The organism is Amycolatopsis sp. NPDC059235 (assembly GCF_042754125.1).
GTDB classification, from domain to species: domain Bacteria; phylum Actinomycetota; class Actinomycetes; order Mycobacteriales; family Pseudonocardiaceae; genus Amycolatopsis; species Amycolatopsis albidoflava.
Genome location: NZ_JBHZAG010000128.1, coordinates 1 through 19,733, shown reverse-complemented (window position 1 = coordinate 19,733; position 19,733 = coordinate 1). Strand labels below are relative to the sequence as shown.

General features: G+C 69.7%; 19 protein-coding genes. 9 read left to right on the top strand and 10 right to left on the bottom strand.

Annotation, left to right across the window (positions count from 1 at the left end; translation table 11 throughout):
* Positions 1-122: 122 nt before the first annotated feature.
* The 3 genes from ACFXI3_RS43535 to ACFXI3_RS43525 all read right to left on the bottom strand — a co-directional run bounded on the left by ACFXI3_RS43535 (position 123) and on the right by ACFXI3_RS43525 (position 4,050).
* The gene (locus ACFXI3_RS43535; protein ID WP_344268311.1) at positions 123-1,184 is read right to left on the bottom strand and encodes a C40 family peptidase; all 1,062 of its coding nucleotides are present in this window, start codon (positions 1,182-1,184) and stop codon (positions 123-125) included.
* A gap of 428 nt (positions 1,185-1,612) precedes the next feature.
* Complete coding sequence (locus tag ACFXI3_RS43530) at positions 1,613-1,834, bottom strand: hypothetical protein (protein ID WP_037358162.1); 222 nt, start codon at positions 1,832-1,834, stop codon at positions 1,613-1,615.
* An 818-nt stretch (positions 1,835-2,652) separates the two neighbouring features.
* The gene (locus ACFXI3_RS43525; protein ID WP_344268314.1) at positions 2,653-4,050 is read right to left on the bottom strand and encodes an NYN domain-containing protein; all 1,398 of its coding nucleotides are present in this window, start codon (positions 4,048-4,050) and stop codon (positions 2,653-2,655) included.
* A gap of 120 nt (positions 4,051-4,170) precedes the next feature.
* On the opposite strand from ACFXI3_RS43525, the gene ACFXI3_RS43520 reads away from it, so the two are divergent.
* From ACFXI3_RS43520 to ACFXI3_RS43505, 4 genes are all read left to right on the top strand, one after another.
* Complete coding sequence (locus ACFXI3_RS43520; RefSeq protein WP_378407787.1) at positions 4,171-5,889, top strand: DEDD exonuclease domain-containing protein; 1,719 nt, start codon at positions 4,171-4,173, stop codon at positions 5,887-5,889.
* An 82-nt stretch (positions 5,890-5,971) separates the two neighbouring features.
* Positions 5,972-6,256 carry an Lrp/AsnC family transcriptional regulator gene (locus ACFXI3_RS43515; RefSeq protein WP_009074830.1) on the top strand — a complete coding sequence of 95 codons (285 nt, stop codon included), beginning with the start codon at positions 5,972-5,974 and terminating at the stop codon, positions 6,254-6,256.
* A 41-nt stretch (positions 6,257-6,297) separates the two neighbouring features.
* Positions 6,298-6,750, top strand: a complete 453-nt coding sequence (locus tag ACFXI3_RS43510; RefSeq protein WP_378407785.1) for a GNAT family N-acetyltransferase — start codon at positions 6,298-6,300, stop codon at positions 6,748-6,750.
* A 29-nt stretch (positions 6,751-6,779) separates the two neighbouring features.
* A complete protein-coding gene (locus ACFXI3_RS43505) occupies positions 6,780-7,235 on the top strand; it encodes a GNAT family N-acetyltransferase (protein ID WP_344268327.1) in 456 nt (151 codons plus the stop codon).
* 81 nt (positions 7,236-7,316) lie between these two features.
* On the opposite strand, the gene ACFXI3_RS43500 is transcribed toward ACFXI3_RS43505, so the two are convergent.
* Genes ACFXI3_RS43500 through ACFXI3_RS43485 form a run of 4 tightly spaced genes read right to left on the bottom strand, consistent with a single transcriptional unit; the run spans position 7,317 to position 11,620 of the window.
* Complete coding sequence (locus ACFXI3_RS43500; RefSeq protein WP_344268330.1) at positions 7,317-8,975, bottom strand: cytochrome bc complex cytochrome b subunit; 1,659 nt, start codon at positions 8,973-8,975, stop codon at positions 7,317-7,319.
* Positions 8,972-10,123: a ubiquinol-cytochrome c reductase iron-sulfur subunit gene (locus tag ACFXI3_RS43495; protein ID WP_344268332.1), complete on the bottom strand. Its 1,152-nt coding sequence runs from the start codon at positions 10,121-10,123 to the stop codon at positions 8,972-8,974. Before ACFXI3_RS43495 ends, ACFXI3_RS43500 begins: the two co-directional genes overlap by 4 nt.
* Entirely contained in the window at positions 10,120-10,938 is an 819-nt protein-coding gene (locus tag ACFXI3_RS43490; RefSeq protein WP_344268335.1) for a c-type cytochrome, read from the bottom strand. The genes ACFXI3_RS43495 and ACFXI3_RS43490 overlap by 4 nt, the downstream gene beginning before the upstream one ends.
* 55 nt (positions 10,939-10,993) lie before the next feature.
* Entirely contained in the window at positions 10,994-11,620 is a 627-nt protein-coding gene (locus tag ACFXI3_RS43485; RefSeq protein WP_344268338.1) for a heme-copper oxidase subunit III, read from the bottom strand.
* Positions 11,621-11,727: 107 nt separating this feature from the next.
* On the opposite strand from ACFXI3_RS43485, the gene ACFXI3_RS43480 reads away from it, so the two are divergent.
* The 3 genes from ACFXI3_RS43480 to trpD all read left to right on the top strand — a co-directional run bounded on the left by ACFXI3_RS43480 (position 11,728) and on the right by trpD (position 13,677).
* Complete coding sequence (locus ACFXI3_RS43480; protein WP_354750241.1) at positions 11,728-12,153, top strand: ribonuclease E inhibitor RraB; 426 nt, start codon at positions 11,728-11,730, stop codon at positions 12,151-12,153.
* A 61-nt stretch (positions 12,154-12,214) separates the two neighbouring features.
* Positions 12,215-12,628: a hypothetical protein gene (locus ACFXI3_RS43475; protein ID WP_116203867.1), complete on the top strand. Its 414-nt coding sequence runs from the start codon at positions 12,215-12,217 to the stop codon at positions 12,626-12,628.
* Between the two features lie 5 nt (positions 12,629-12,633).
* Entirely contained in the window at positions 12,634-13,677 is a 1,044-nt protein-coding gene (trpD, locus tag ACFXI3_RS43470) for an anthranilate phosphoribosyltransferase (RefSeq protein WP_378407781.1), read from the top strand.
* Between the two features lie 444 nt (positions 13,678-14,121).
* On the opposite strand, the gene ACFXI3_RS43465 is transcribed toward trpD, so the two are convergent.
* Positions 14,122-15,081, bottom strand: a complete 960-nt coding sequence (locus tag ACFXI3_RS43465) for a GlxA family transcriptional regulator (RefSeq protein WP_378407779.1) — start codon at positions 15,079-15,081, stop codon at positions 14,122-14,124.
* A gap of 83 nt (positions 15,082-15,164) precedes the next feature.
* On the opposite strand from ACFXI3_RS43465, the gene ACFXI3_RS43460 reads away from it, so the two are divergent.
* A complete protein-coding gene (locus tag ACFXI3_RS43460) occupies positions 15,165-16,073 on the top strand; it encodes a DMT family transporter (protein WP_378407777.1) in 909 nt (302 codons plus the stop codon).
* An 11-nt stretch (positions 16,074-16,084) separates the two neighbouring features.
* On the opposite strand, the gene ACFXI3_RS43455 is transcribed toward ACFXI3_RS43460, so the two are convergent.
* Entirely contained in the window at positions 16,085-16,507 is a 423-nt protein-coding gene (locus ACFXI3_RS43455) for a cytochrome c oxidase subunit 4 (RefSeq protein WP_344268354.1), read from the bottom strand.
* A gap of 32 nt (positions 16,508-16,539) precedes the next feature.
* Positions 16,540-17,487 (bottom strand): cytochrome c oxidase subunit II, encoded by a 948-nt coding sequence (locus tag ACFXI3_RS43450; RefSeq protein ID WP_344268357.1) that lies wholly within the window; start codon positions 17,485-17,487, stop codon positions 16,540-16,542.
* Between the two features lie 212 nt (positions 17,488-17,699).
* Between ACFXI3_RS43450 and asnB the strand changes: the two genes are divergently transcribed.
* Positions 17,700-19,634, top strand: a complete 1,935-nt coding sequence (gene asnB, locus ACFXI3_RS43445; RefSeq protein WP_378407775.1) for an asparagine synthase (glutamine-hydrolyzing) — start codon at positions 17,700-17,702, stop codon at positions 19,632-19,634.
* Positions 19,635-19,733: the final 99 nt, after the last annotated feature.

The window sequence follows — 19,733 nt, the reverse complement described above, 5'->3', positions numbered from 1 at the left end:
GCACCTCGGGTCCGGCTCCACGCCGCGGTTTTCCATCCCCGGGGGTCGGCGGCCCCCCGAAACCCCCCCCCGGGCCGCCCGCCCGGCCGGCGCGCCCGCCCCGGTGAGGCGAGAACGTCCGGTCAGGCGACCCGGCGCGCGCCCACGTACTGGCTCTGCAGCGGCGAGATCTTGACGACGTCGCCGGTGGTCGGCGCGTGCACCATCATCCCGTTGCCGATGTACATGCCCACGTGCGAAACCGGCGTGTAGTAGAACACCAGGTCGCCGGGCTGGAGCTGGCTGCGCGGGACCGGCGTGCCGGTCTGGCTCTGCGCCTGGCTCGAACGCGGCAGCGAGACGCCCGCCTGCTTGTAGGCCCACAGCATGAGCCCGGAGCAGTCGTACGAACTCGGCCCGGTGGCGCCCCACTCGTAGGGCTTGCCCCGCTGGCTCAGCGCGGCCTGGACCGCGGCCGCCGCGGCCGGGCCCGCGTTCGCGAGGTCCACCGAGATGTCGCCGCCGGTGTCCTTCTGCGCGTTCCGGTCCGCCTGGCTCAGGCCCGCCGTGGTCTTCTTCAGCTCGGCGACCTGGTCGTCGAGCGTCTTCTTCTTGGCCGTGATGTCTTCGGTCAGCTTCGCCGCCGCGTCGCGCGCCGCGGTGGCCCGCTGCGCGGCGTCGGCGGCCAGCTTCTCGGCGGCCTTGGCCTGGTCGACCGCGCCCTGGAGCTTCTCGAGCGCGGTGGCCTTCTGCGACGCGATCTGGTCCAGCGCCGCCGAACGGTCGAGGAACTCCTGCGTCGACGTGCCCGCCAGCAGCGCGGACAGCTTGTTCATCTGCACGCCGGACAGGAACGACGCGTTCGCGAACTTGTCGACGTCGACCTTGTACTTCTTCTCGTTCTCGGCGGCCTGCGCGGAGAGGTTGTGGGCGTTGCCCACGTCTCCGTTGGCCTTGTCGAGGTCGCCTTGGCGTGCGGACAGGTCGTCTTTGGCTTTGAGGAGGTCCTCGTTCGCCTTCTCCGCCTGCGCCGCGAGGTCGCGGTACTTGGCGAGAGCGTCCGAACCGGAGTCCGGCGGGGCCTGGAGGACGGGGAGGGGGGAAGCGGCTGCGGTGCCCGCTGGCTGCGCCGCGGTGACGATTGCGATCACCGAGGCGGCCGCGAGGGCGCCTGACACCACGCGCTTGACTGGATGCGACTGCACGGCCGCGCGGGTCTCCTTTGCTCGTCGGGCCGCCGTGGCCGGAACCCCGGCGCGGAAGAGGTCGGGGGCCCTCTTCGCGCACGCTGCCCGTCCGCGTTCCGGCCGTCGTGTTCCACAACAGCTTTTCCGCGCACGGTGGTTGGTTCCAGTCCTGACTCCCCGACAAAGCCGAACCGGCGGCGATCCCGCGTCGCCGTCGTCCGACAGCTGCCTGGCGCGAGATCTCGGCCAGGTTACGAAAAGACCGTCGGCGCGTCCACCGGGCCCCCCGTAAAAACTCTCCGTAGTCCGGTGAAACACCATCGGACCAGCACGGCAGTTCAATGTGACTTAGACCACACGCTGTGGCAGCACAAACGGCTCCCTCCGTTACTTACCGTTCACCGCACCGAGGCGACCGCTCGGCGAGCCAGTGTCACCCACTGGTGTCACGCCGACCTACTGTCTGTCTCCGGAACCAGGCGCAGCCGCGGCACCATCCCCGCCTCGGCGAGCGCGTCGACAGCTCGCCGCTCGTCCGCGTCCCAGACGAGGCCGACCGGCGGCCCGAGCAGCACGCTGACCACGCAATCGGCACACGCCGCCCCGCGCACCGCACACCGGTCGCAATCGACGACGAACGTGTCGATGTCCTCGACCGCGACGTCCACCGCACCGGCCGGCCGCCGCTCTTCCTGGTGGGAGGTAACGGGTTTCGCCCGCTTCGCGCTTCGCGACGCGCCTGAGTGGCGCGCCGAACGCCGGGGCCGGGCAAGGTCGGCGTGATCGCCCGCACCCGTCGAGCCCTCCGGACCCGGCCGCGCTTGCTCTCGCGCGGCCAGCGAGCCCGCGGGATCCGCTCCGGTCCTCAGCCGCGCCTCCGCCTCTCGCTCGGTGCCGGGCAGCCGTGCGTGCTGACAGCCGAGCGAGCCCGCAGCAGCCGCTCCTGCCTCCGACACTCCAGCAGCACCCGTCAGCCGCCCTCGCTCGCCGCCAAGCGAACACGCGGCAACCGCCGTTCCTTCTACTCCCGGCGGCACTCCCGGACTGATCTCCTCGCCCGGCCGCCGCAAAGCAACAGCCGCCCCGTCCAGGCTCCCGCCGGAACCAGCTGAAACGCCGCTTTCCCGGCGCGCCTCCAGATCCCGGTCCCGAGTCTCCGCCGTGGCCGGATTCACCCCAGTGGCAAGACTCACCGCCGAACCCACCCCGCTCGGGTGACCTTCCCGGTCCGGCGGCCGGGACCGCACAGCCGCGACGCCCTCGGCGCCGCCGTCCAGATCCCCCGGACCCGCCGCGAAGCGGACTTCCCCGCTAACGCCAGCCGAGTTCCCCGCACGCATGCCGGAACCTGCCCCGAACCGCTTCTGCTCGCCCATCGCCGTGCCTCCATACCTCGCGAGGCCCCGGACCGGTTCCGGGAATCGCCTCGGGAACAAACGGTAGGAAGCACCACCGACAATTTCCGGGGCCCGCGAGCCGGGCAGGCTCAGACTCGACCCAATCGGCTGACGAGCACCGCGGACGGAGCGGGGTGCGCACCGGCCGCTCGGACCGAGTCCGCGACCGCCCGGTCGGACGTCGCGACGACCATCGGACGGCCCTTCGGCTCGGCCGCGACCAAGGACCGGATCACGTCGTCGGCGAGCACGCCACGCTCGGAGAACAGCACTCGCACCCCGCGCGGCACCGCGGCGGGCACCGACAGCACACCGGCCCCGTCGAACACCACCGTGACCTCCGCCGACGTGCGCGCCGCCAGCGCCGAAAGCTGATGCACCAGCCGGTCTCGCTGGTCGGCCAGCGCCAGCTCCGGATAACCCGTTTTGGTGACGTTGTAGCCGTCCACGATGAGATGGACGTTCGGCAGCGCCAGATGCCGGTCGAGCGCCGTGACGTCCTGGATCCGCCCGCCAGGGCCGAGCCCGGACCGCGCGCCGCTCACCATGTCGGCAGGACGCGCGCCGCGGTCGCCCAAGGCCAGTTCACGACGCAGGCCGTGCACGGCGCCGTCGATCGTGTCCACCAGCAACGCCAGCCGGACCTCGTCGGCCTCTCGAGCCTCGCGCGCCGATTGCCGCGCCATCTCCGCGTCCGCGACCGCCCGTTCAGCGCGGGCGCGTTCGGAGGCGACCCGACGCCGCTCCCGGTCGAGCTGCACGTTCAGCGTCTCGATCTCGCGTTCCCGCGTCGCGCCCCCGTCGGCCAGCTCGGTCCGCGCCGTCTCGGCCGCGTCCTTGGCCTGCCGCAGCAGCACGCCCTGCTCACGCAGCCGGCGCAGCAGCTTCTCGACCTCGGCCTCGCGTTCCCCGCGCACGCTCTCGACCGCCCCGCGCGCCTCTTCCAGCTCGGCCCGCAGCTCGGCGATTTCGACTTCCAGCCGCTGATTCCGCGCCAACGCCGCGTCCCGCTCAGCGCGCAACGCCGTTTCCTCGGCGTTCTTCGCGACCAGCCGCACGCGTCCGGCCGCACCGGATTCACCGAGCAGCACCGCGGCGGCCGCGGCCGCGACCGAGTCCGAAACGTTCGGGTCCAGCGCGTCTGTCCGGTGCTCCCGCAGCCACTCCAGGACCGCGGTACGGAACTGCGCGGAATCCCCCAACGCGGTCAGCAGCGCGGTGCCGCCGAGCTTCGCGCGCTTGGCCGGAGCGAACTTCGCGACCGGCCGCAACTGCCTCGGCACGTCCGCGACCGGCAGTTTCGCCACCGCGGCCGCGGCCAGTTCGGCGATGCGCTCGCGCACCGCCTCCGGCAGGCTCGTCCACGACGACGGTTCCGGACACGTCCCCGCTTCCGGGACCCCGGCGTCCTCCTCCGCCCGCGCCGGAACCGCCGAGGGGCCGACGGCCTCCGCGGCTTCTTCCGGCTCGACGGGCTGGGGGTGCATTGGTCCAGGGTAGGCCCCGCCGCCGGATCCCGCGCCGCACCGGCCCGTTCCGCTGGTCACCATCGGGCCACAGGCCGCGCGCGCGAAGATTGTCGGTGGTCGGTCCTACTGTGCGCGATCATGGAGACCCGACCGAGGCCCGACCAGGCTCAGCTGGCGTTCGACGAGCTCGGCACCCCGCTGCGGGACACCACGTTCGTCGTGTTCGACCTCGAAACCACCGGCACCAAGCCCGGCCCGGACGGGATCACCGAGATCGGCGCGGTCAAGGTCCGCGCGGGACAGGTGCTGGGCGAGTTCGCGACGCTGGTCAACCCGGGCACGCCGATCCCGCCGCAGATCGTCGAGCTGACCGGGATCACGCAGGCGATGGTCTACGACGCGCCGCGGATCGAACGCGTGCTGCCCGCGTTCCTGGAGTTCATCGCGGGCGCTGTGCTGGTCGCGCACAACTCCGGCTTCGACACCAGCTTCATGAAGGCGGCCTGCGACGGGCACGGCTACGTCTGGCCGCGCCCTACCGTCGTCTGCACGGTGAAGCTCGCGCGCCGCGTCATCCCGCGCGAAGAAGCGCGCAGCTATCGGTTGTCGTCGCTGTCGATGCTTCTCGGCGCGCGCACCCGGCCGACGCACCGCGCGCTCGACGACGCCCGCGCCACCACCGACGTCCTGCACGCGCTGCTGGAGCGCGTCGGCAACGTCGGCGTCCACACTGTCGAGGAGCTGATCGACTACCTCCCGGACGTCACGCCTGCCCAGCGCCGCAAGCGAAACCTCGCCGCCGACCTCCCGTCGCGGCCCGGCGTGTACCTCTTCAAGGGACCGCGCGACGAAGTGCTGTACGTCGGCACCGCGCGGGACCTGAGACGGCGCGTGCGGACTTATTTCACCGGTTCCGAAAGCCGGGGCCGGATCCGGGAAATGGTCGCGCTGGCGGAGCGGGTGGACGCCATCGAGTGCGCGCATTCCCTCGAGGCCGAGATCCGCGAACTGCGGCTGATCGCCGCGCACCGGCCGGCGTACAACCGGCGGTCGAAAAACCCGCACCACGGCTGGTGGATCAGCCTCACCGACGAGGCTTTCCCGCGGCTTTCGGTGGTGCGCCTGCCGCGCGCGGGCACGCTCGGGCCGTTCCGCCGCCAAGCCGACGCGCGCACCGCCGCCGAAACCCTCGCCGACGCCTCCGGCCTGCGCACCTGCACGCAACGCATCTCGGCCACCTCCGCGTCCGGCACGCCGTGCGTTCTGGCGGAACTCGGCCGTTGCGGAGCGCCGTGCGCGGGAAGGCAGACGGTCGACGACTACTCCCCCGCCGTCGAGGCCGCCCGCGGACTCATCGCTGGTCACGACGGCCGTCCGCTGCATCTGGCCGCGGCGAGGCTGGAGGAGATGGCGGAGCGAAGGCACTACGAACAAGCCGCCCGGCACCGGGACGAACTGGCCGGGCTGGTTCGCGCCGTCGGCCGCGCGCACCGGCAGGCCGCGCTCGCGTCGGTCGCGGAACTCATCGCCGCCGCGCCAGACGGCAACGGCGGCTGGGAACTGTCGGTCATCCGCTACGGCAGGCTCGCCTCCGCCGGGGTCGCGCGCCGTGGCGTCCCGCCGATGCCGGTGGTCGAATCCCTGGTCGCCGCAGGGGAAACCGTGCTGCCCGGCGACGGTCCGCTGCGCGGCGCGCCCGGCGAGGAGGTCGGAATCCTGCTGCGCTGGCTCGCGCGGCCCGGAACCCGGCTTGTCCGTACGACGCGGCCGTGGGCCGAACCCGCGGCCGTCGCGGGCTGGCAGGCCTGGCTCGCGCGGGTCGCCGACGCACGTTCCCTGGAACATGTCGCAGGCTGACCGCCCCGCCACGGCGTCCTCGGGGGCGTTCCCGGCTACGATCGCGCTCGAGTATTTACCGCGAGCAAGTGGGAGGAACGCTGTGATCACGGCGATCGTGCTGATCAACGTAGAGGCCGAGGAGATCCCGCAGGCCGCGCAGGCGATCGCGGACCTCGACCAGGTGTCCGAGGTCTACTCGTGCGCCGGGGACGTCGACCTCATCGCCACCGTGCGCGTGCAGGCCCACGAGGACCTCGCCGACCTGATCCCGGGCCGCATCGGCAAGGTCCGCGGCGTGCTCGACACCGTCACCCACATCGCGTTCCGGTCCTACTCGCGCGCCGACACGGATTCCGCGTTCGAGATCGGCGTCGAGGGCGCCTGACCCGCCCGGAATTGTCGTACCCCCGGGCTAACGTCCGGGGCATGACGACACTGCGGTTAGCCGAGGTCACCAGCGACAACGTGGGCGCGGCCTGCAACCTGTCGGTAGCGCCTCACCAGGAGCACTACGTCGCCCCGGTCGCCCGCTCGCTGGCGGAGGCCTACACCCAGCCGGACGTTGCCTGGCCCAGGCTGGTCTACGCGGGAGACGACCTCGTCGGCTTCGTCATGGCCGCCTTCGATCCACACTGTCCGATCGACTACTTCCGCTGCGGCGTCTGGCGATTGAACATCGCCGCCGAGCACCAAAAAAAGGGCTACGGCAAGTTGGCGGTCGAAGCGGTGCTGGCCGAGGCACGCCAGCGAGGGAACGAGTCCGCGACGGTGCTCTGGGTACCGGGCGAGCACAGCCCGGAGCCGTTCTATCTGCGGCTGGGTTTCGAGCCCACCGGACAGCTTCACGAGGGCGAGGTCGTCGCTCGCATCCGGCTCTGAACCTCGCGGGCCGCGCTACCGTACTTCGCATGACGACCCTGCGTCTGGTCGAAATCACGGTCGACAACGTGGACGATGCCTGCGATCTGAAAGTGGCGAAACCTCAGCGCGACTACGTTGCCTCGGTCGCCCGCTCGCTCGCCGAAGCCTACGTCCAGCCCGACATCGCCTGGCCGAGGCTGGTCTACGCCGGGAAGAAACTCGTCGGCTTCGTCATGGCCGCCTTCGACCCGGACAACCCGACCGACTACTACCGCTCCTACCTCTGGCGGCTGAACATCGCCGCCAAACACCAGAAAAAGGGCTACGGCCGGTTCGCGGTCGAAGCCGTCCTGGCTGAAGCGCGCCGCCGCGAAGCCGAATCGGTGACGGTCAGCTGGATGCCGGGCAAGCACAGTCCACAGCCGTTCTATCTGCGGCTCGGCTTCAAACCCACTGGAGAGATCGACGAGGACGGCGAGATCGTCGGCCGCATTCAGCTCTAGAAAACCTGGACAACACAGCAAGAAGGCCCCTCCCTCGCGAAGAGGAGGGGCCTTCTCGGCGTTCTGCGGAGCTTCAGGGACTCAGTGCCCGGAACCGACCTCGGTCGACTCCTCGGACCCTTCGACCTGCGCCTTGCCGTTCCCGTGGCCGTTGCCGCGAGCGCGGTCGAGCGCCTTCGTCTCTTCCGCCGGGTCCGGCGTCCAGATCGAACCCGGGACGGCGTGGCCCGCGGTGCCGAGCTTGTTCATCTTCTTCGGCACCGCCGCGCCCTGGTACTCGAGCGGGATGGCGTGGCCGTGGCTGTCCGTGCCGGCCAGCGGCTGGTGGATCTCGATGAACTCGCCGTGCGGCAGCCGCTTGATGATGCCGGTCTCGACGCCGTGCTCCAGCACCTCCCGGTCGGACCGCTGCAGGCCAAGGCAGATCCGGTAGGTGAAGTAGTACGCCAGCGGCGGCACGATCAGCACGCCGATGCGGCCTGCCCACGTCGTCGCGTTCAGCGAGATGTCGAACTGGTCGGCGATGATGTCGTTGAAGCCGGACAGCTCGATCACCGCGAAGAACCCGAGCGCCATCATGCCCAGCGCGGTGCGGACCGGTGCGTCGCGCGGACGCTGCAGCAGGTTGTGCGCCGCGTTGTCCTTGGACAGCTTGCGTTCCAGGAACGGATACCCGAGCAGCAGCGCGAACAGGATCGGCATGCCGATCGCGCCGGGGAAGAACACCGCCGGGATCGTGTAGTTCCCGAGGTAGACCTCCCAGGCGGGCCAGATCCGGAGCATGCCGTCGGCCCAGGCCATGTAGAAGTCGGGCTGGGACCCCGCGGACACCATCGACGGGTTGTACGGCCCGAAGTTCCACACCGGGTTGATCTGGAACAGGCCGGACATCAGCGCCAGCACGCCCACGACCAGGGTGAAGAACGCACCGCCCTTGAGGGCGAAGTACGGCATGATCCGCACGCCGACGACATTGGTCTCCTTGCGCCGCACGCCCGGGAACTGGGTGTGCTTCTGGTACCAGACCAGCGCGAGGTGCGCGCCGATCAGCGCCAGCATGATGCCCGGGACCAGCAGGATGTGCAGCGTGTAGAGGCGCGGGATGATCTGGTCGCCGGGGAACTCCCCGCCGAACAGCGCCCAGTGGATCCAGGTGCCGATCACCGGCACCGACAGCACGATGCCGGACAGGGTCGCGCGGATACCGGTGCCGGACAGCAGGTCGTCCGGGAGCGAGTAGCCGAAGAAGCCCTCGAACATGCCCAGGATCAGCAGCAGGCCGCCGATGACCCAGTTCGCCTCGCGGGGCTTGCGGAACGCGCCGGTGAAGAAGATCCGGAGCATGTGCACCATCATCGACGCGACGAAGATCAGCGCCGCCCAGTGGTGCAGCTGCCGCACGAACAGGCCGCCGCGCACGTCGAACGAGATGTCCAGCGTGGTGCGGAACGCCTGGGACATCTGCATGCCCTGCATGTTCGTGAAGCTGCCGTGGTAGGTGACCTCCTGCATGGAGGGGTCGAAGAACAGCGTCAGGTACACCCCGGACAGCAGGATGACGATGAAGCTGTACAGCGCGATCTCGCCCAGCAGGAAGGACCAGTGGGTCGGGAACACCTTGTTCATCTGGTGCCGCAGGCCCTTGGCCAGCTTGTACCGCTGGTCCGCGTTGTCCGCGGCCTCGCCCAGGTGCTTCTGGAGTGCGCTCGTGCCCTTGGTCGGCGTGGTGAGTGAACTCATGACTTACGCTCCCAGAAGGCCGGTCCGATGGCCTCGTTGAAGTCGCCCTTCGCGATCAAGTATCCCTCTTCGTCAACCGTGATCGGAAGCTGGGCCAGCGGCCGCGTCGCCGGGCCGAAGATGGGCTTCGCGTAGTGCAGGGCGTCGAACTGCGACTGGTGGCACGGGCAGAGGATGCGGTTCGTGCGCTGCTCGTACAGGGAGGTCGGGCAGCCGACGTGGCTGCAGATCTTCGTGTACGCGTAGTAGTCGCCGAAGTTGTAGTCTTCCTGGCCCTTGCGCTTGACCACGCGCGAGGCGTCGGTCGGGCGCAGCCGGATGAGCATGACCGGGTTGTCGACCCGCATCAGCGCCTCGGACAGCGCCTTCTCGTCGCCCTTCTCCGATTCGCGGTACGGGAAGACCGTCTCCATCGCGCCCGCGTCGAGGTCCTCGGCCTTGACCAGGGCGACGCCTTCCTTGACGTCCGCCTCGAGGTTGCCGGTGTTGCGCCGCAGGTAGACCTTCTCGCCCTTGAACTGGGGCAGCCAGCCGGTGTGCCAGAGGCCGTCCTTGTTCTCGGTGTCCTTCCACGGGTCCTTGATGAAGGACGCGATCGGGAGCGCCGCCACCGCGAGGCCGAGCGCGCCCGCGCCCGCGCCGGCGGTGCGCTTGATCAGCGACCGGCGGGCGATGCCGTTGCGGGTGCCGGCGTCGGCGAGGTGGGCGAGGATGGTGGCCCGGTCGACCTCGGCCGACGGACCGTCGGTGCGCTGCTGCACCGAGGTCTCGTGCGGGACGAACTTCTTGGTGTAGAGGATCACGCCGATGCCGAGCCCCAGCACCGCGAGGCCGAGCGTGACGCCGAGCGCCGGGGTGTAGAGGCTGTAGGTCGAGTGGCCGCTCGGGTCGCTCGGGTCCTTGTACTCCCACCACTTCGGCCACGCGAGCACGACCACGAACGCCAGGCCGGCGAGCGCGGACAGGGCGAACCAGAACGCGACGAGGCGCTGTGCGCGCCGCTCCGCGCGGGTGCCCTCGACCGGCCACGGTTCCGGGTAGTCGACGATTTCGACGCCGTCCAGCTGACCGCCGAGCTTGAGCAGCTCGTCGCGGTCCATCTCAGCCAGCTCCGCCTCCGAGGGCGGCTTGGGCCCTTCGGCACTCATGCCTTCGATCCAATCCACAGCGTAATGCCGACGAGCGCGGCGATTCCGACGACGAAGGCGATGACGCCTTCGGAGGCGGGGCCGACCCCGCCGAGACCGTTGCCGCCCGGGTCGTTGTTGCCGTCGGACACCGACTTGACGTAGGCGATGATGTCCTTCTTCTCTTCCGCGCTGAGCTGGCGGTCGGAGAACTTCGGCATGTTCTGCGGCCCGGTGAGCATCGCGTCGTAGATCTGCTCCTCGGTGGCCGGGTCGAGCGGCGGCGCGTACTTGCCCGCCGACAGCGCGCCCCCGCGGCCGGTGAAGTTGTGGCACGAGGCGCAGTTGAGGCGGAACAGCTCGCCGCCGCGCGCCGGGTCGTTGCCGCGCAGCGCCTCGCCGCGCTCCTCCGGACGCTGCGCGCCGCCGCCGTGCGCCTGCACGTAGGCGCCGACCGCGTCGATCTCGCTCGGGGTCAGCTTCGGCGGCTTGCGGGCGGCCTGCGCCTCCTGGCGCGCCGCGGGCATCCGGCCGGAGGAAGTCTGGAAGTAGACGGCCGCGTCGCCGATGCCGATGAGGCTCGGACCGCGGTCCTTGACGCCCTCGAGGTTCGCGCCGTGGCATTCGATGCAGGTGTTGTTGTAGACCTGCTCGCCCTGGCGCAGCAGCGCCGGGTCGCCCTGTGCCTGCGCGGTCTGCGGTTCCGGGGCGAAGACGGCGTACAGGGCGCCGGCCCCCACCAGGGCGACGCCGAGTGCGAGCACGCCCGCGAGGCGCCTGCGCATCTTCGAGCGCGCGCGGAACCGGCGCTCCGAGGATTTGGTGCTGGTGGTCATCTTGCGGCAACCCTTGCTGTCAGTTCAGGCCGTTTTGTGGTGGGCGGTGCGGAGATCAGGGAAGGATGTAGATCACCGCGAAGAGGCCGACCCACACGATGTCGACGAAGTGCCAGTAGTACGACACGACGATCGCCGAGGTGGCCTGTGCCGGAGTGAACTTGCTGAGCTTCGTGCGGATCAGCAGGAACACGAAGGCGATGAGCCCGCCGATCACGTGCAGGCCGTGGAAACCGGTCGCGAGGTAGAACACCGTTCCGAACGGGCCGGACGGGATCGTCAGCCCCTCCTCGACGAGGTTGTGGTACTCGTTCGCCTGCCCGGCCACGAAGATCGCGCCCATGATCAGCGTCACGATGTACCAGCGCCGCAGCCCGTAGACGTCGCCCCGCTCCGCGGCGAACACGCCGAACTGGCAGGTCAGCGACGACAGCACGAGGATCACCGTGAACGGGATCGCGTACGCGACGTTGAGGTGGAACTCCTCGCCGTGCAACGGCGGCGGCCAGGACGCCCCGGCCGGGTTCTGCGCCTTGACGGTGAAGAACATGGCGAACAGTCCGGCGAAGAACATCAGTTCGCTGGACAGCCACACGACGGTGCCGACACTGACCATGTTCGGCCGGTTCAGCGAGTGGACCCGCTGGCTGATGGTGGGAGCTGCCGTTGTCACGGATCGCATTATGTCCTCTCGCGACCGCACCCCGCCCGCCGGGTCTGCGGCGGGTCGTGGGAGCTTCGCGTCACACCCGCGCGCGAGAGGCGGACCAGCACCGGAAGGAGCTACTCGTGAGTTGGCTGGAGAAGCTCCGTGACCTGGTGAGAAAGCCGGAAAACGCGGTTCTCGACCCGGACGCGCCCGGTCTGCGGGTCGTCGTCTCGGCGTTCGACCCGGCCGTCGCGGACTCCGCGGTGCTCGCCGATTCACCCGGCTGGGCAAGCGAAGCGCCCGCGGTGCTCGTGCATCACCTGGTCCTTCCGGCGGACCGGATCGAGGAGGCGGCGGCGATCCTCGCCCAGGACGGCTACGACCTGCGCGAGCAGAGCCGCGACGGCGACCGGGTGCTGGCGCACGCGCGGCGGGTGCAGGTGCTGGACGCCCTGCACTGCGCCCAGGAACGGTCCCGGATGGCCGGGCTGGCGCAGCGGCTCGGCGGCGACGCGCCGGGCTGGGAGGCGCGGCAACCGGGTGACTCGCCCACCGCGTCCGCGTGAGATGCGTCTCGGCGGATACGATCGCGGCTGTTCCACCCGTGACGAGACGGAGGCGTGCTCAATGAGCGAGCAGTCCCAGCGGATCCTGGTGTTCAGCCACAAGGCCGAGGTCCGCGAGGCGATCATGAACGCCGTCGGCAGGCGCCCGGCGGCCGACCTCGGCCGCGTCGAGTGGGTCGAGGCGTCCGGCATCGCCGACGTGCTCGCCGAAATGGACGCGGGCTCGGTCGACCTCGCGATCCTCGACGGCGAGGCCCAGCCGACCGGCGGCATCGGCCTGACCCGCCAGCTCAAGCACGAGATCGACGACTGCCCGCCGATCGTGGTGGCCGTCCGCCGCCGCGACGACCGATGGCTCGCCACCTGGGCGCTCGCCGACGCCGTGCTGGTGCACCCGCTCGATCCGCTGACCGCGGCGGAGACCGTCGCCGGCGTGCTGCGCGCCGGGCGGGTCCCCGCCGTCAACGGCGGCTGAGCCCGGTGGGCGCCACCCCGCACACCTGGCCCGCGCTGCTCACCCGGCTCATCGCCGGCGAGGACCTGTCCGCGGAGGACACGGCGTGGGCGATGGACCAGATCATGTCCGGCAGTGCCGGACAGGCGCAGATCGGCGGCTTCGCGGTCGCGCTGCGCGCCAAGGGCGAAACGCCCGCGGAGATCTCCGGCATGGCCGACGCGATGCTGTCGCACGCCCGGCGGATCACGCTGAGCCGTCCCGCGGTGGACATCGTCGGCACCGGCGGCGACCGGTCGAACTCGGTGAACATCTCCACGATGGCGACGATCGTCACGGCGGCGGCGGGCGCGCCGGTGGCCAAGCACGGCAACCGGAGCGCGTCGTCGAAGTCCGGCGCGGCCGACGTGCTGGAAACCCTCGGCGTGAAGATCGACCTGCCGCCGGAGGCGGTGCTCTCCTCGCTCGAGGAGATCGGCATCGGGTTCTGCTTCGCCCCGGCGTTCCACCCGGCGTTCCGGCACACCGGCCCGCCGCGGCGCGAACTCGGCGTGCCGACCACGTTCAACCTGCTGGGCCCGCTGACCAATCCGGCGCAGCCGCAAAGCGCGCTGATCGGGTGCGCCTACGCCGACAAAACCCGTGCCCTGGCGGAGATTTTCGCCGACCGCGGGATGTCGGTGCTGGTGGCCCGCGGCGACGACGGGCTGGACGAGATCACCACCACGACGACGACGTCGGTCCTGGTGGTCTCCGGCGGCACGGTGACGGAACGCAGCTTCGACCCGCAGTCGCTCGGCATCCCGCGCGCCACGGCCGAAGACCTGCGCGGCGGCGACGCGGCGGCGAACGCGGAGGTCGTCCGGGAACTGGTCAGCGGCAAGACCGGTCCGGTGCGCGACGCGGTGGTGCTGAACGCCGCTGCCGCGCTGGCCGCGTTCAAGGGCTTCTCCGATTCGCTCGAGGACGACTTGGCGGCGGGGCTGGACCGAGCACGCCAGGCCATCGACAGCGGGGCGGCAGCGACGCTTCTGGACCGGTGGATCGCGTTCTCCTCGACTGGCCGCTGATCGTTCGCAACGTTCTGAACGCCGCATTGGGTGCTTTCCACACGCACCCGGTGCGGCGTTCGGTGCGTTCAGCGCACCCAATGCGGCATTGGGAACGGACAGCGAGCACCTAAACGCGTCGTTCGGTGCACGCGTCGCGAGCGGCTTTCCTTTGAGCGCGGTGCGGCGGCTCGCGGTAACGGCGCTCGCCAGAGCGATGCTGAGCACCCGCTGCCGAGCCTGGTCGCCTGACCTCGCTCCCGCTGAGGTACGTGAGGGGAACCCTGAGGGAATCTGATTCCCTCAGGGTTCCCCTCACGTACGTTCACACCAGCCGGACCGCGCCCCATCGACCAGGACAACCCCGTGTCCTCGCCGCTGCGCCCGCTGCCGAGAAGACCCCAATGCCGCATTGGGTGCGTTAGCTGCACCCAATGCGGCATTGGGGCGGTCTGGGCCGAGGGGTCAGGAGCGGAAGGCGGTCCGGTAAGCGCTGGGCGTCGTCGAGCGCAGGCGCGAAAACTGGTGCCGCAACGCAGCCGCCGACGCGTACCCGCAGGCCGCCGCGATGTCCTCCACCGAAAGCGAGCCCTCCTCCAGCAGTGCCTGTGCGCGGTCGAGGCGGCGTTCGGTCAGCCAGCGATGCGGCGTCGTCCCGGTGGCCGCGGAGAACCGGCGCAGGAACGTCCGCTCCCCCAACCCGCTGCGGCGAGCCAACTCCGCGACGGTGAACGGCTGGTCCAACCGCCGTTCCACCCATTCGAGCGCTTCGGCGACCACCGCGTCGTCCGGCGCGACCGTCGCGGGCACCGGTGCCTGCACGAACTGCGCCTGACCACCAGCGCGGTGCGGCGCGGCCACCATCCGCCGGGCCAACGCCGTCGCCGCCGCGACACCGCGCAACCGACGCACCAGATGCAGGCACAGATCCACCGCGGCGACCGTCCCGGCGCTGGTGAACACGCCGTCGTCGTCCGCGTAGAGGGCTTGCGGATCTACTTCCGCGGCGGGAAACAGCCGACGGAATTCCGGCTCGTAGATCCAGTGCACCGTGCAGCGACGGCCGTCCAGAAGGCCTGCGTAGCCAAGGGAAAACACTCCCGCGCAGAACCCGGCCACCCACGCGCCGCGTTCCCGCGCAGCGCGCAAAGCGTCCAGCAACGGCTCCGGCGGCGGCGCGGTCCGCGGGGCCTGGGTAGGCACAATCACCAAATCAGCTGACGCCGCGAAGTCGAGGTCACGCAGTCCGGCGAGGCCGAATCCGGACCAGCTGGCCACTTCCGCCCCGTTCGGCGAGCACACGCCGAAGTCCCAGCCGGGCATGCCGTCCGCGCTGCGGTCGGTGCCGAACACCTCGCACGCGACCCCCAGCTCGAACGGCGAAACCCGGTCCGCGAGCAGCACGGCGACCCGTTCTACCTCCATGCCGCCCAGGATGTCACAAGTTTTGCGGTCATTGTCATCTCTGACACTGGTTGAACGTCGCCGCGAAGGCGAATCTGGGACGCATGAAGAACCCCGAATCCCGCCCGGTCCTGCAGTGGTCCGCGGCGATGGCGTTGTCCGGAACGATCGGCGCGGTTGTGCTCGAAAGCGGCGCGGCCGCCCCGGCGGTCGCGTTCGCCCGCTGCCTCGTCGGCGGCGTCCTGCTGGTCGTGTGGTCCCTTGCCCGCGGCTGGTTCCGCGACTGGCGGCCGACCCGCCGCGACCTGCTCCTCGCCGTCGCCGGCGGACTGCTGCTGGTCGGCAACTGGGTGCTGCTGTTCGCGTCCTACTCGCTGTCGTCGATCGGCGTCAGCACCGTCGTTTATCACACTCAGCCGCTGATCCTGGTCGGAATGGCGGCGTTGTTCCTCGGCGAGAAAGTCGGCCGTTCGCACCTCATGCGAGCAGGTGTGGCGTTCGCCGGAGTGGTGGTGATTTCCCTTTCCGCACAAGGAGATGACGGACAACCGGTGCGGCTCGCGGGGATCGCGCTCGCCCTCGGCGCAGCCTTGCTTTACGCCGGTGCGTCCTTCATCGCGAAGCAGCTCAAGCACATCCGGCCGCATCTGCTCGCCGCGGTGCAGCTGACGGTCGGCGCGATCGTGCTCGCTCCCGCGCTGATGTTCACGCCGCTGCCGAGTTCCGCTCCGGGACTGCTGTGGCTCCTGCTCCTGGGCACGGTGCACACGGCGGTGATGTACGTGCTGATGTACGCCAGCATCGGCAAGCTGCCGACCACGACGGTGGCGCTGCTGTCCTACCTGTACCCGGTGGTCGCGGTCGTGGTGGACATGCTGGCGTTCGGCCACCGGCTCACCTGGCCCGAAGGCCTGGGCATGCTGGCCGTGCTCGCCGCGGCGCTGGCTCCTCAGCGCGCAAAGGCAGATACGCGAAACGCCCAGCCGGGAATTCCCAGCCGGGCGTCTCGGTGAAGCGGAAAAACTCAGTCGTGCTCGGGACCGGTGTGGTACTCGAACACCAGCCCGCCGACCGCGATGAGCAGCGCCACGAGCGCCATCACGAGGAGCCAGATGTGGAAGAACGCGAGCGCGAGGCCGGCGAGACCGGCCGACGCGGCGAGCGCGACCGGCCAGTAGCTGCCCGGGCTGAAGAAGCCCAGCTCGCCCGCGCCGTCGCTGATCTCGGCGTCCTCGCGGTCCTCCGGACGCTCCTCGATCCGGCGGGACACGAACTGCATGTAGCTGCCGGCGAGGAACGCCAGGCCGCCGGTCAGGAACAGCGCGACGATGCCGACCGGCTCAGCCTTCTGGTCGGTGGTGAAGAGCGCGGTCATGACCCAGTAGACGGCGGTCATGAGGACGGCAAACCCCGCCACCATGTAGAAAATCCGGGCTTCGACCTTCATGGGATTGGTCCCCTGCTCCTTCTGGTTCGCCGTCAGTTGGACGCGGTGCGCGCGGTGCGGTCAGTGTTGAACGGCTTCGTGGTCACCGCGTACGGGCTGCACAGCTCGCCGCAGTTCATCGAAGCCAGCGCCTCGGACGCGGTGTTCGGCTTGCCGGTCTTCGGGTTCGTCGCGGCGCGCAGCTTGAGGTACTGGTCGAACTTGTCCGGGGACAAGGCCCGCACCTCGAAGTTCATCACCGAATGGTACGTCCCGCACAGCTCGGCGCAGCGGCCGACGAACGATCCCTCGCGGTCGATCGAGTTCTGGAACGAGCTGTCCTGGTTGTTCTTCTCCGGGTCCGGCATCACGTCGCGCTTGAAGTTGAACTCCGGGACCCAGAACGAGTGGATGACGTCCGTCGAGCGGAGCCGGTACTCGATGGTCTTGTTCGTCGGCAGCACGAGCAGCGGGATCTCGCCGGAGGAGCCGACGGTGCTCACCTGGGTGCCGTCGGCGCGCTTGGCGGCATCGCCCTCGTACTTGAACTCCCAGTTCCACTGGAAGGCGATCACGTCGACGACAACGTCCGGGTTCGGCTTCTTGTCGAGGACCTTGCTCTCGGTCGTCGCGGTGAAGAAGAACAGCACGCAGACCATGATCGTCGGGAGGACGACCGTGAAGATCTCCAGCGGGATGTTGTACTGGAACTGCCGCGGGAGGTCCTCGGGGCCTTCGGCGGCCGCGCCCTTCTTCTTGCGGTGGAAGATCGCGGTCCAGAAGATCAGGGCCCACACGATCGCGCCGACGACGAGCGCGGCGACGACCGTCCACGTCCAGAGGGTGCGCATCTGGTCGGCCTGCGGCGTGACGCCCTTCGGCCAGCCGAAGCGGAGGATCTCGTCTCCCGAGCAGCCCGTCGCGGTCAGCGCCACCAGCACGGCCAGCGCGGCGACACGCCCGACCCGCTTACCCACCGGGGTGCGCTCTGGTTTTCCCACTGCGCCCTGCCCTTTCACCCAACAGGCCCTCTCACACCGGGCCTTCTTCGACCGATCTTCGTGACAGGCGGAGCCTAGCCGAGTTGGCCGCTCCCGCTGACCAAGGGGTGACCAGTTGCGCCGCGCGTCACCCGCTTTCCGGGCGAGGCGCCCCGCCCCGGCATACTGGGCCCTTCCCCGGACCGGCCCGACCCTGAGGTGTGTGAGTACACGTGTGCGGCCTGCTTGGACTGATCTGCGCGACCGAAAACGACGCCTCGAACGCCCGTGAGAGCGTCGGCGCGGCGATGGGCTGCCAGCGCCACCGCGGCCCCGACGAGCAGGACACCTGGGCCGATGCCGAGGTCGTGTACGGCTTCAACCGGCTCGCCTTCATCGACGTCGACCACGCGCACCAGCCGCTGGTGTGGGGTCCGCCGGAGGCTCCCGGCCGGTACACGCTGAACTTCAACGGCGAGATCTACAACTACCGCGAGCTGCGCGACGAGCTCGCCGAAAAATTCGGTGCGAAATTCGCCACTGAAGGCGACGGCGAGGCGATCGTCGCGGCTTATCACTACCTCGGCGACAAAGCGGTCGAAAAGCTGCGCGGCATGTTCGCGTTCCTGATCTGGGATTCGGCCGAAAAGGTCGTTTTCGGCGCGCGCGACCCGTTCGGCATCAAGCCGCTCTACTACAGCGCCGGCCCGAACGGCACCGCGTTCTCCAGCGAGAAGAAGAGCCTGCTGGAGCTGTCGGACACGCTCGGCGTCGCGCAGGAGCTGGACCGCAAGGCCCTGCAGCACTACCTGGTCCTGCAGTACGTGCCGGAGCCGGAGTCACTGCACACCGCGATCCGCCGCGTCGAATCCGGCACCTCGTTCCGGCTCTCGCCGGGCGGGAAGACCGAGTTCACCCGCTACTTCCACCCGAAGTTCGCCGCGAAGCCGGTGAACAGCCAGGCCGAGGCCGACGCACTGTACGAGCGCATCGCCGACGTGATGCGCGACTCGGTCGGCAAGCACATGATCTCGGACCCGGACGTCACTGTCGGCGCGTTCCTCTCCGGCGGCATCGACTCGACCGCGACCGCGACGCTCGCGAAGGAGCACAACCCGAACCTCATCGCGTTCACCACCGGGTTCGAGCGCGAGGGCTACTCCGAGGTCGACGTCGCCGCTGAATCGGCCGCCGCGATCGGCGTGAAGCACGTGGTCCGCACGGTGTCGGCGGACGAGATGATGGAAGCGCTGCCGCTCATCGTCTGGTACCTGGACGACCCGGTGGCCGACCCGGCGCTGGTCCCGCTGTGGTTCATCGCCCGCGAAGCGCGCAAGCACGTGAAGGCCGTGCTGTCCGGCGAAGGCGCCGACGAACTGTTCGGCGGCTACACGATCTACGGCGAGCCGATTTCGCTGGCCCCGTTCGAGAAGATCCCCGGCGGCGTACGCAAGCTGCTGGGCAAGGTGTCCACGAAGATCCCCGAAGGCACCCGAGGCAAGGACCTCCTGCGCCGCGGCGCGCTTCCGCTGGAAGACCGCTACTACGGCAACGCCCGCAACTTCCGCGACGAGCAACTGCGCGCGGTGCTGCGGACGTACGAAGAAGGCGTCGGCTTCAAGGACGTCACCGCCCCCTGGTACGACGTGTCCCGCGGCTGGGACCCGGTGGCCCGGATGCAGCACGTGGACCTCTACACCTGGCTGCGCGGCGACATCCTGGTCAAGGCGGACAAGGTCACCATGGCGAACTCGCTGGAACTGCGGGTGCCTTTCTTGGACGCCGAGGTGTTCAAGGTCGCCGCCTCGATCCCGCTGGATCAGAAACTCGCCCACGGCACCACGAAGTACGCGCTGCGCCAAGCTCTGGCGAAGATCATCCCCGGCCACGTGCTGAACCGGAAAAAGCTGGGCTTCCCGGTACCGATCCGCCTGTGGCTGCGCAACGAGATGTACGACTGGGCCCGCGGCATCATCAACGACTCGAAGACCGACGAGTTGCTGGACAAGAACGCCGTGCTGCGCCTGCTCGACGAGCACAAAGAAGGCCAACTGGACCGCAGCCGCCAACTGTGGGCCCTGCTGGTCTTCATGCTGTGGCACGGCATCTTCGTGGAACACCGCATCAAGCCGGAAATCCCAGAACCGGTCTACCCAGTCAAGCTCTAAGAGAAGTACGTGAGGGGAACCCTGAGGGACTCAGAGTCCCTCAGGGTTCCCCTCACGTCCCCAAAACCGCACCAGCGCACCCAACTCGAGGTGCACCCA

Coding starts and splice junctions, on each gene's coding strand:
- ACFXI3_RS43455 (WP_344268354.1), bottom strand. CDS start 16,507: ATGAAGGTCGAAGCCCGGATTTTCTACATGGTGGCGGGGTTTGCCGTC.
- ACFXI3_RS43510 (WP_378407785.1), top strand. CDS start 6,298: ATGACGACACTGCGGTTAGCCGAGGTCACCAGCGACAACGTGGGCGCG.
- ACFXI3_RS43485 (WP_344268338.1), bottom strand. CDS start 11,620: ATGCGATCCGTGACAACGGCAGCTCCCACCATCAGCCAGCGGGTCCAC.
- ACFXI3_RS43505 (WP_344268327.1), top strand. CDS start 6,780: ATGACGACCCTGCGTCTGGTCGAAATCACGGTCGACAACGTGGACGAT.
- ACFXI3_RS43460 (WP_378407777.1), top strand. CDS start 15,165: ATGAAGAACCCCGAATCCCGCCCGGTCCTGCAGTGGTCCGCGGCGATG.
- ACFXI3_RS43500 (WP_344268330.1), bottom strand. CDS start 8,975: ATGAGTTCACTCACCACGCCGACCAAGGGCACGAGCGCACTCCAGAAG.
- ACFXI3_RS43520 (WP_378407787.1), top strand. CDS start 4,171: ATGGAGACCCGACCGAGGCCCGACCAGGCTCAGCTGGCGTTCGACGAG.
- ACFXI3_RS43465 (WP_378407779.1), bottom strand. CDS start 15,081: ATGGAGGTAGAACGGGTCGCCGTGCTGCTCGCGGACCGGGTTTCGCCG.
- ACFXI3_RS43490 (WP_344268335.1), bottom strand. CDS start 10,938: ATGACCACCAGCACCAAATCCTCGGAGCGCCGGTTCCGCGCGCGCTCG.
- ACFXI3_RS43475 (WP_116203867.1), top strand. CDS start 12,215: ATGAGCGAGCAGTCCCAGCGGATCCTGGTGTTCAGCCACAAGGCCGAG.
- ACFXI3_RS43495 (WP_344268332.1), bottom strand. CDS start 10,123: ATGAGTGCCGAAGGGCCCAAGCCGCCCTCGGAGGCGGAGCTGGCTGAG.
- ACFXI3_RS43525 (WP_344268314.1), bottom strand. CDS start 4,050: ATGCACCCCCAGCCCGTCGAGCCGGAAGAAGCCGCGGAGGCCGTCGGC.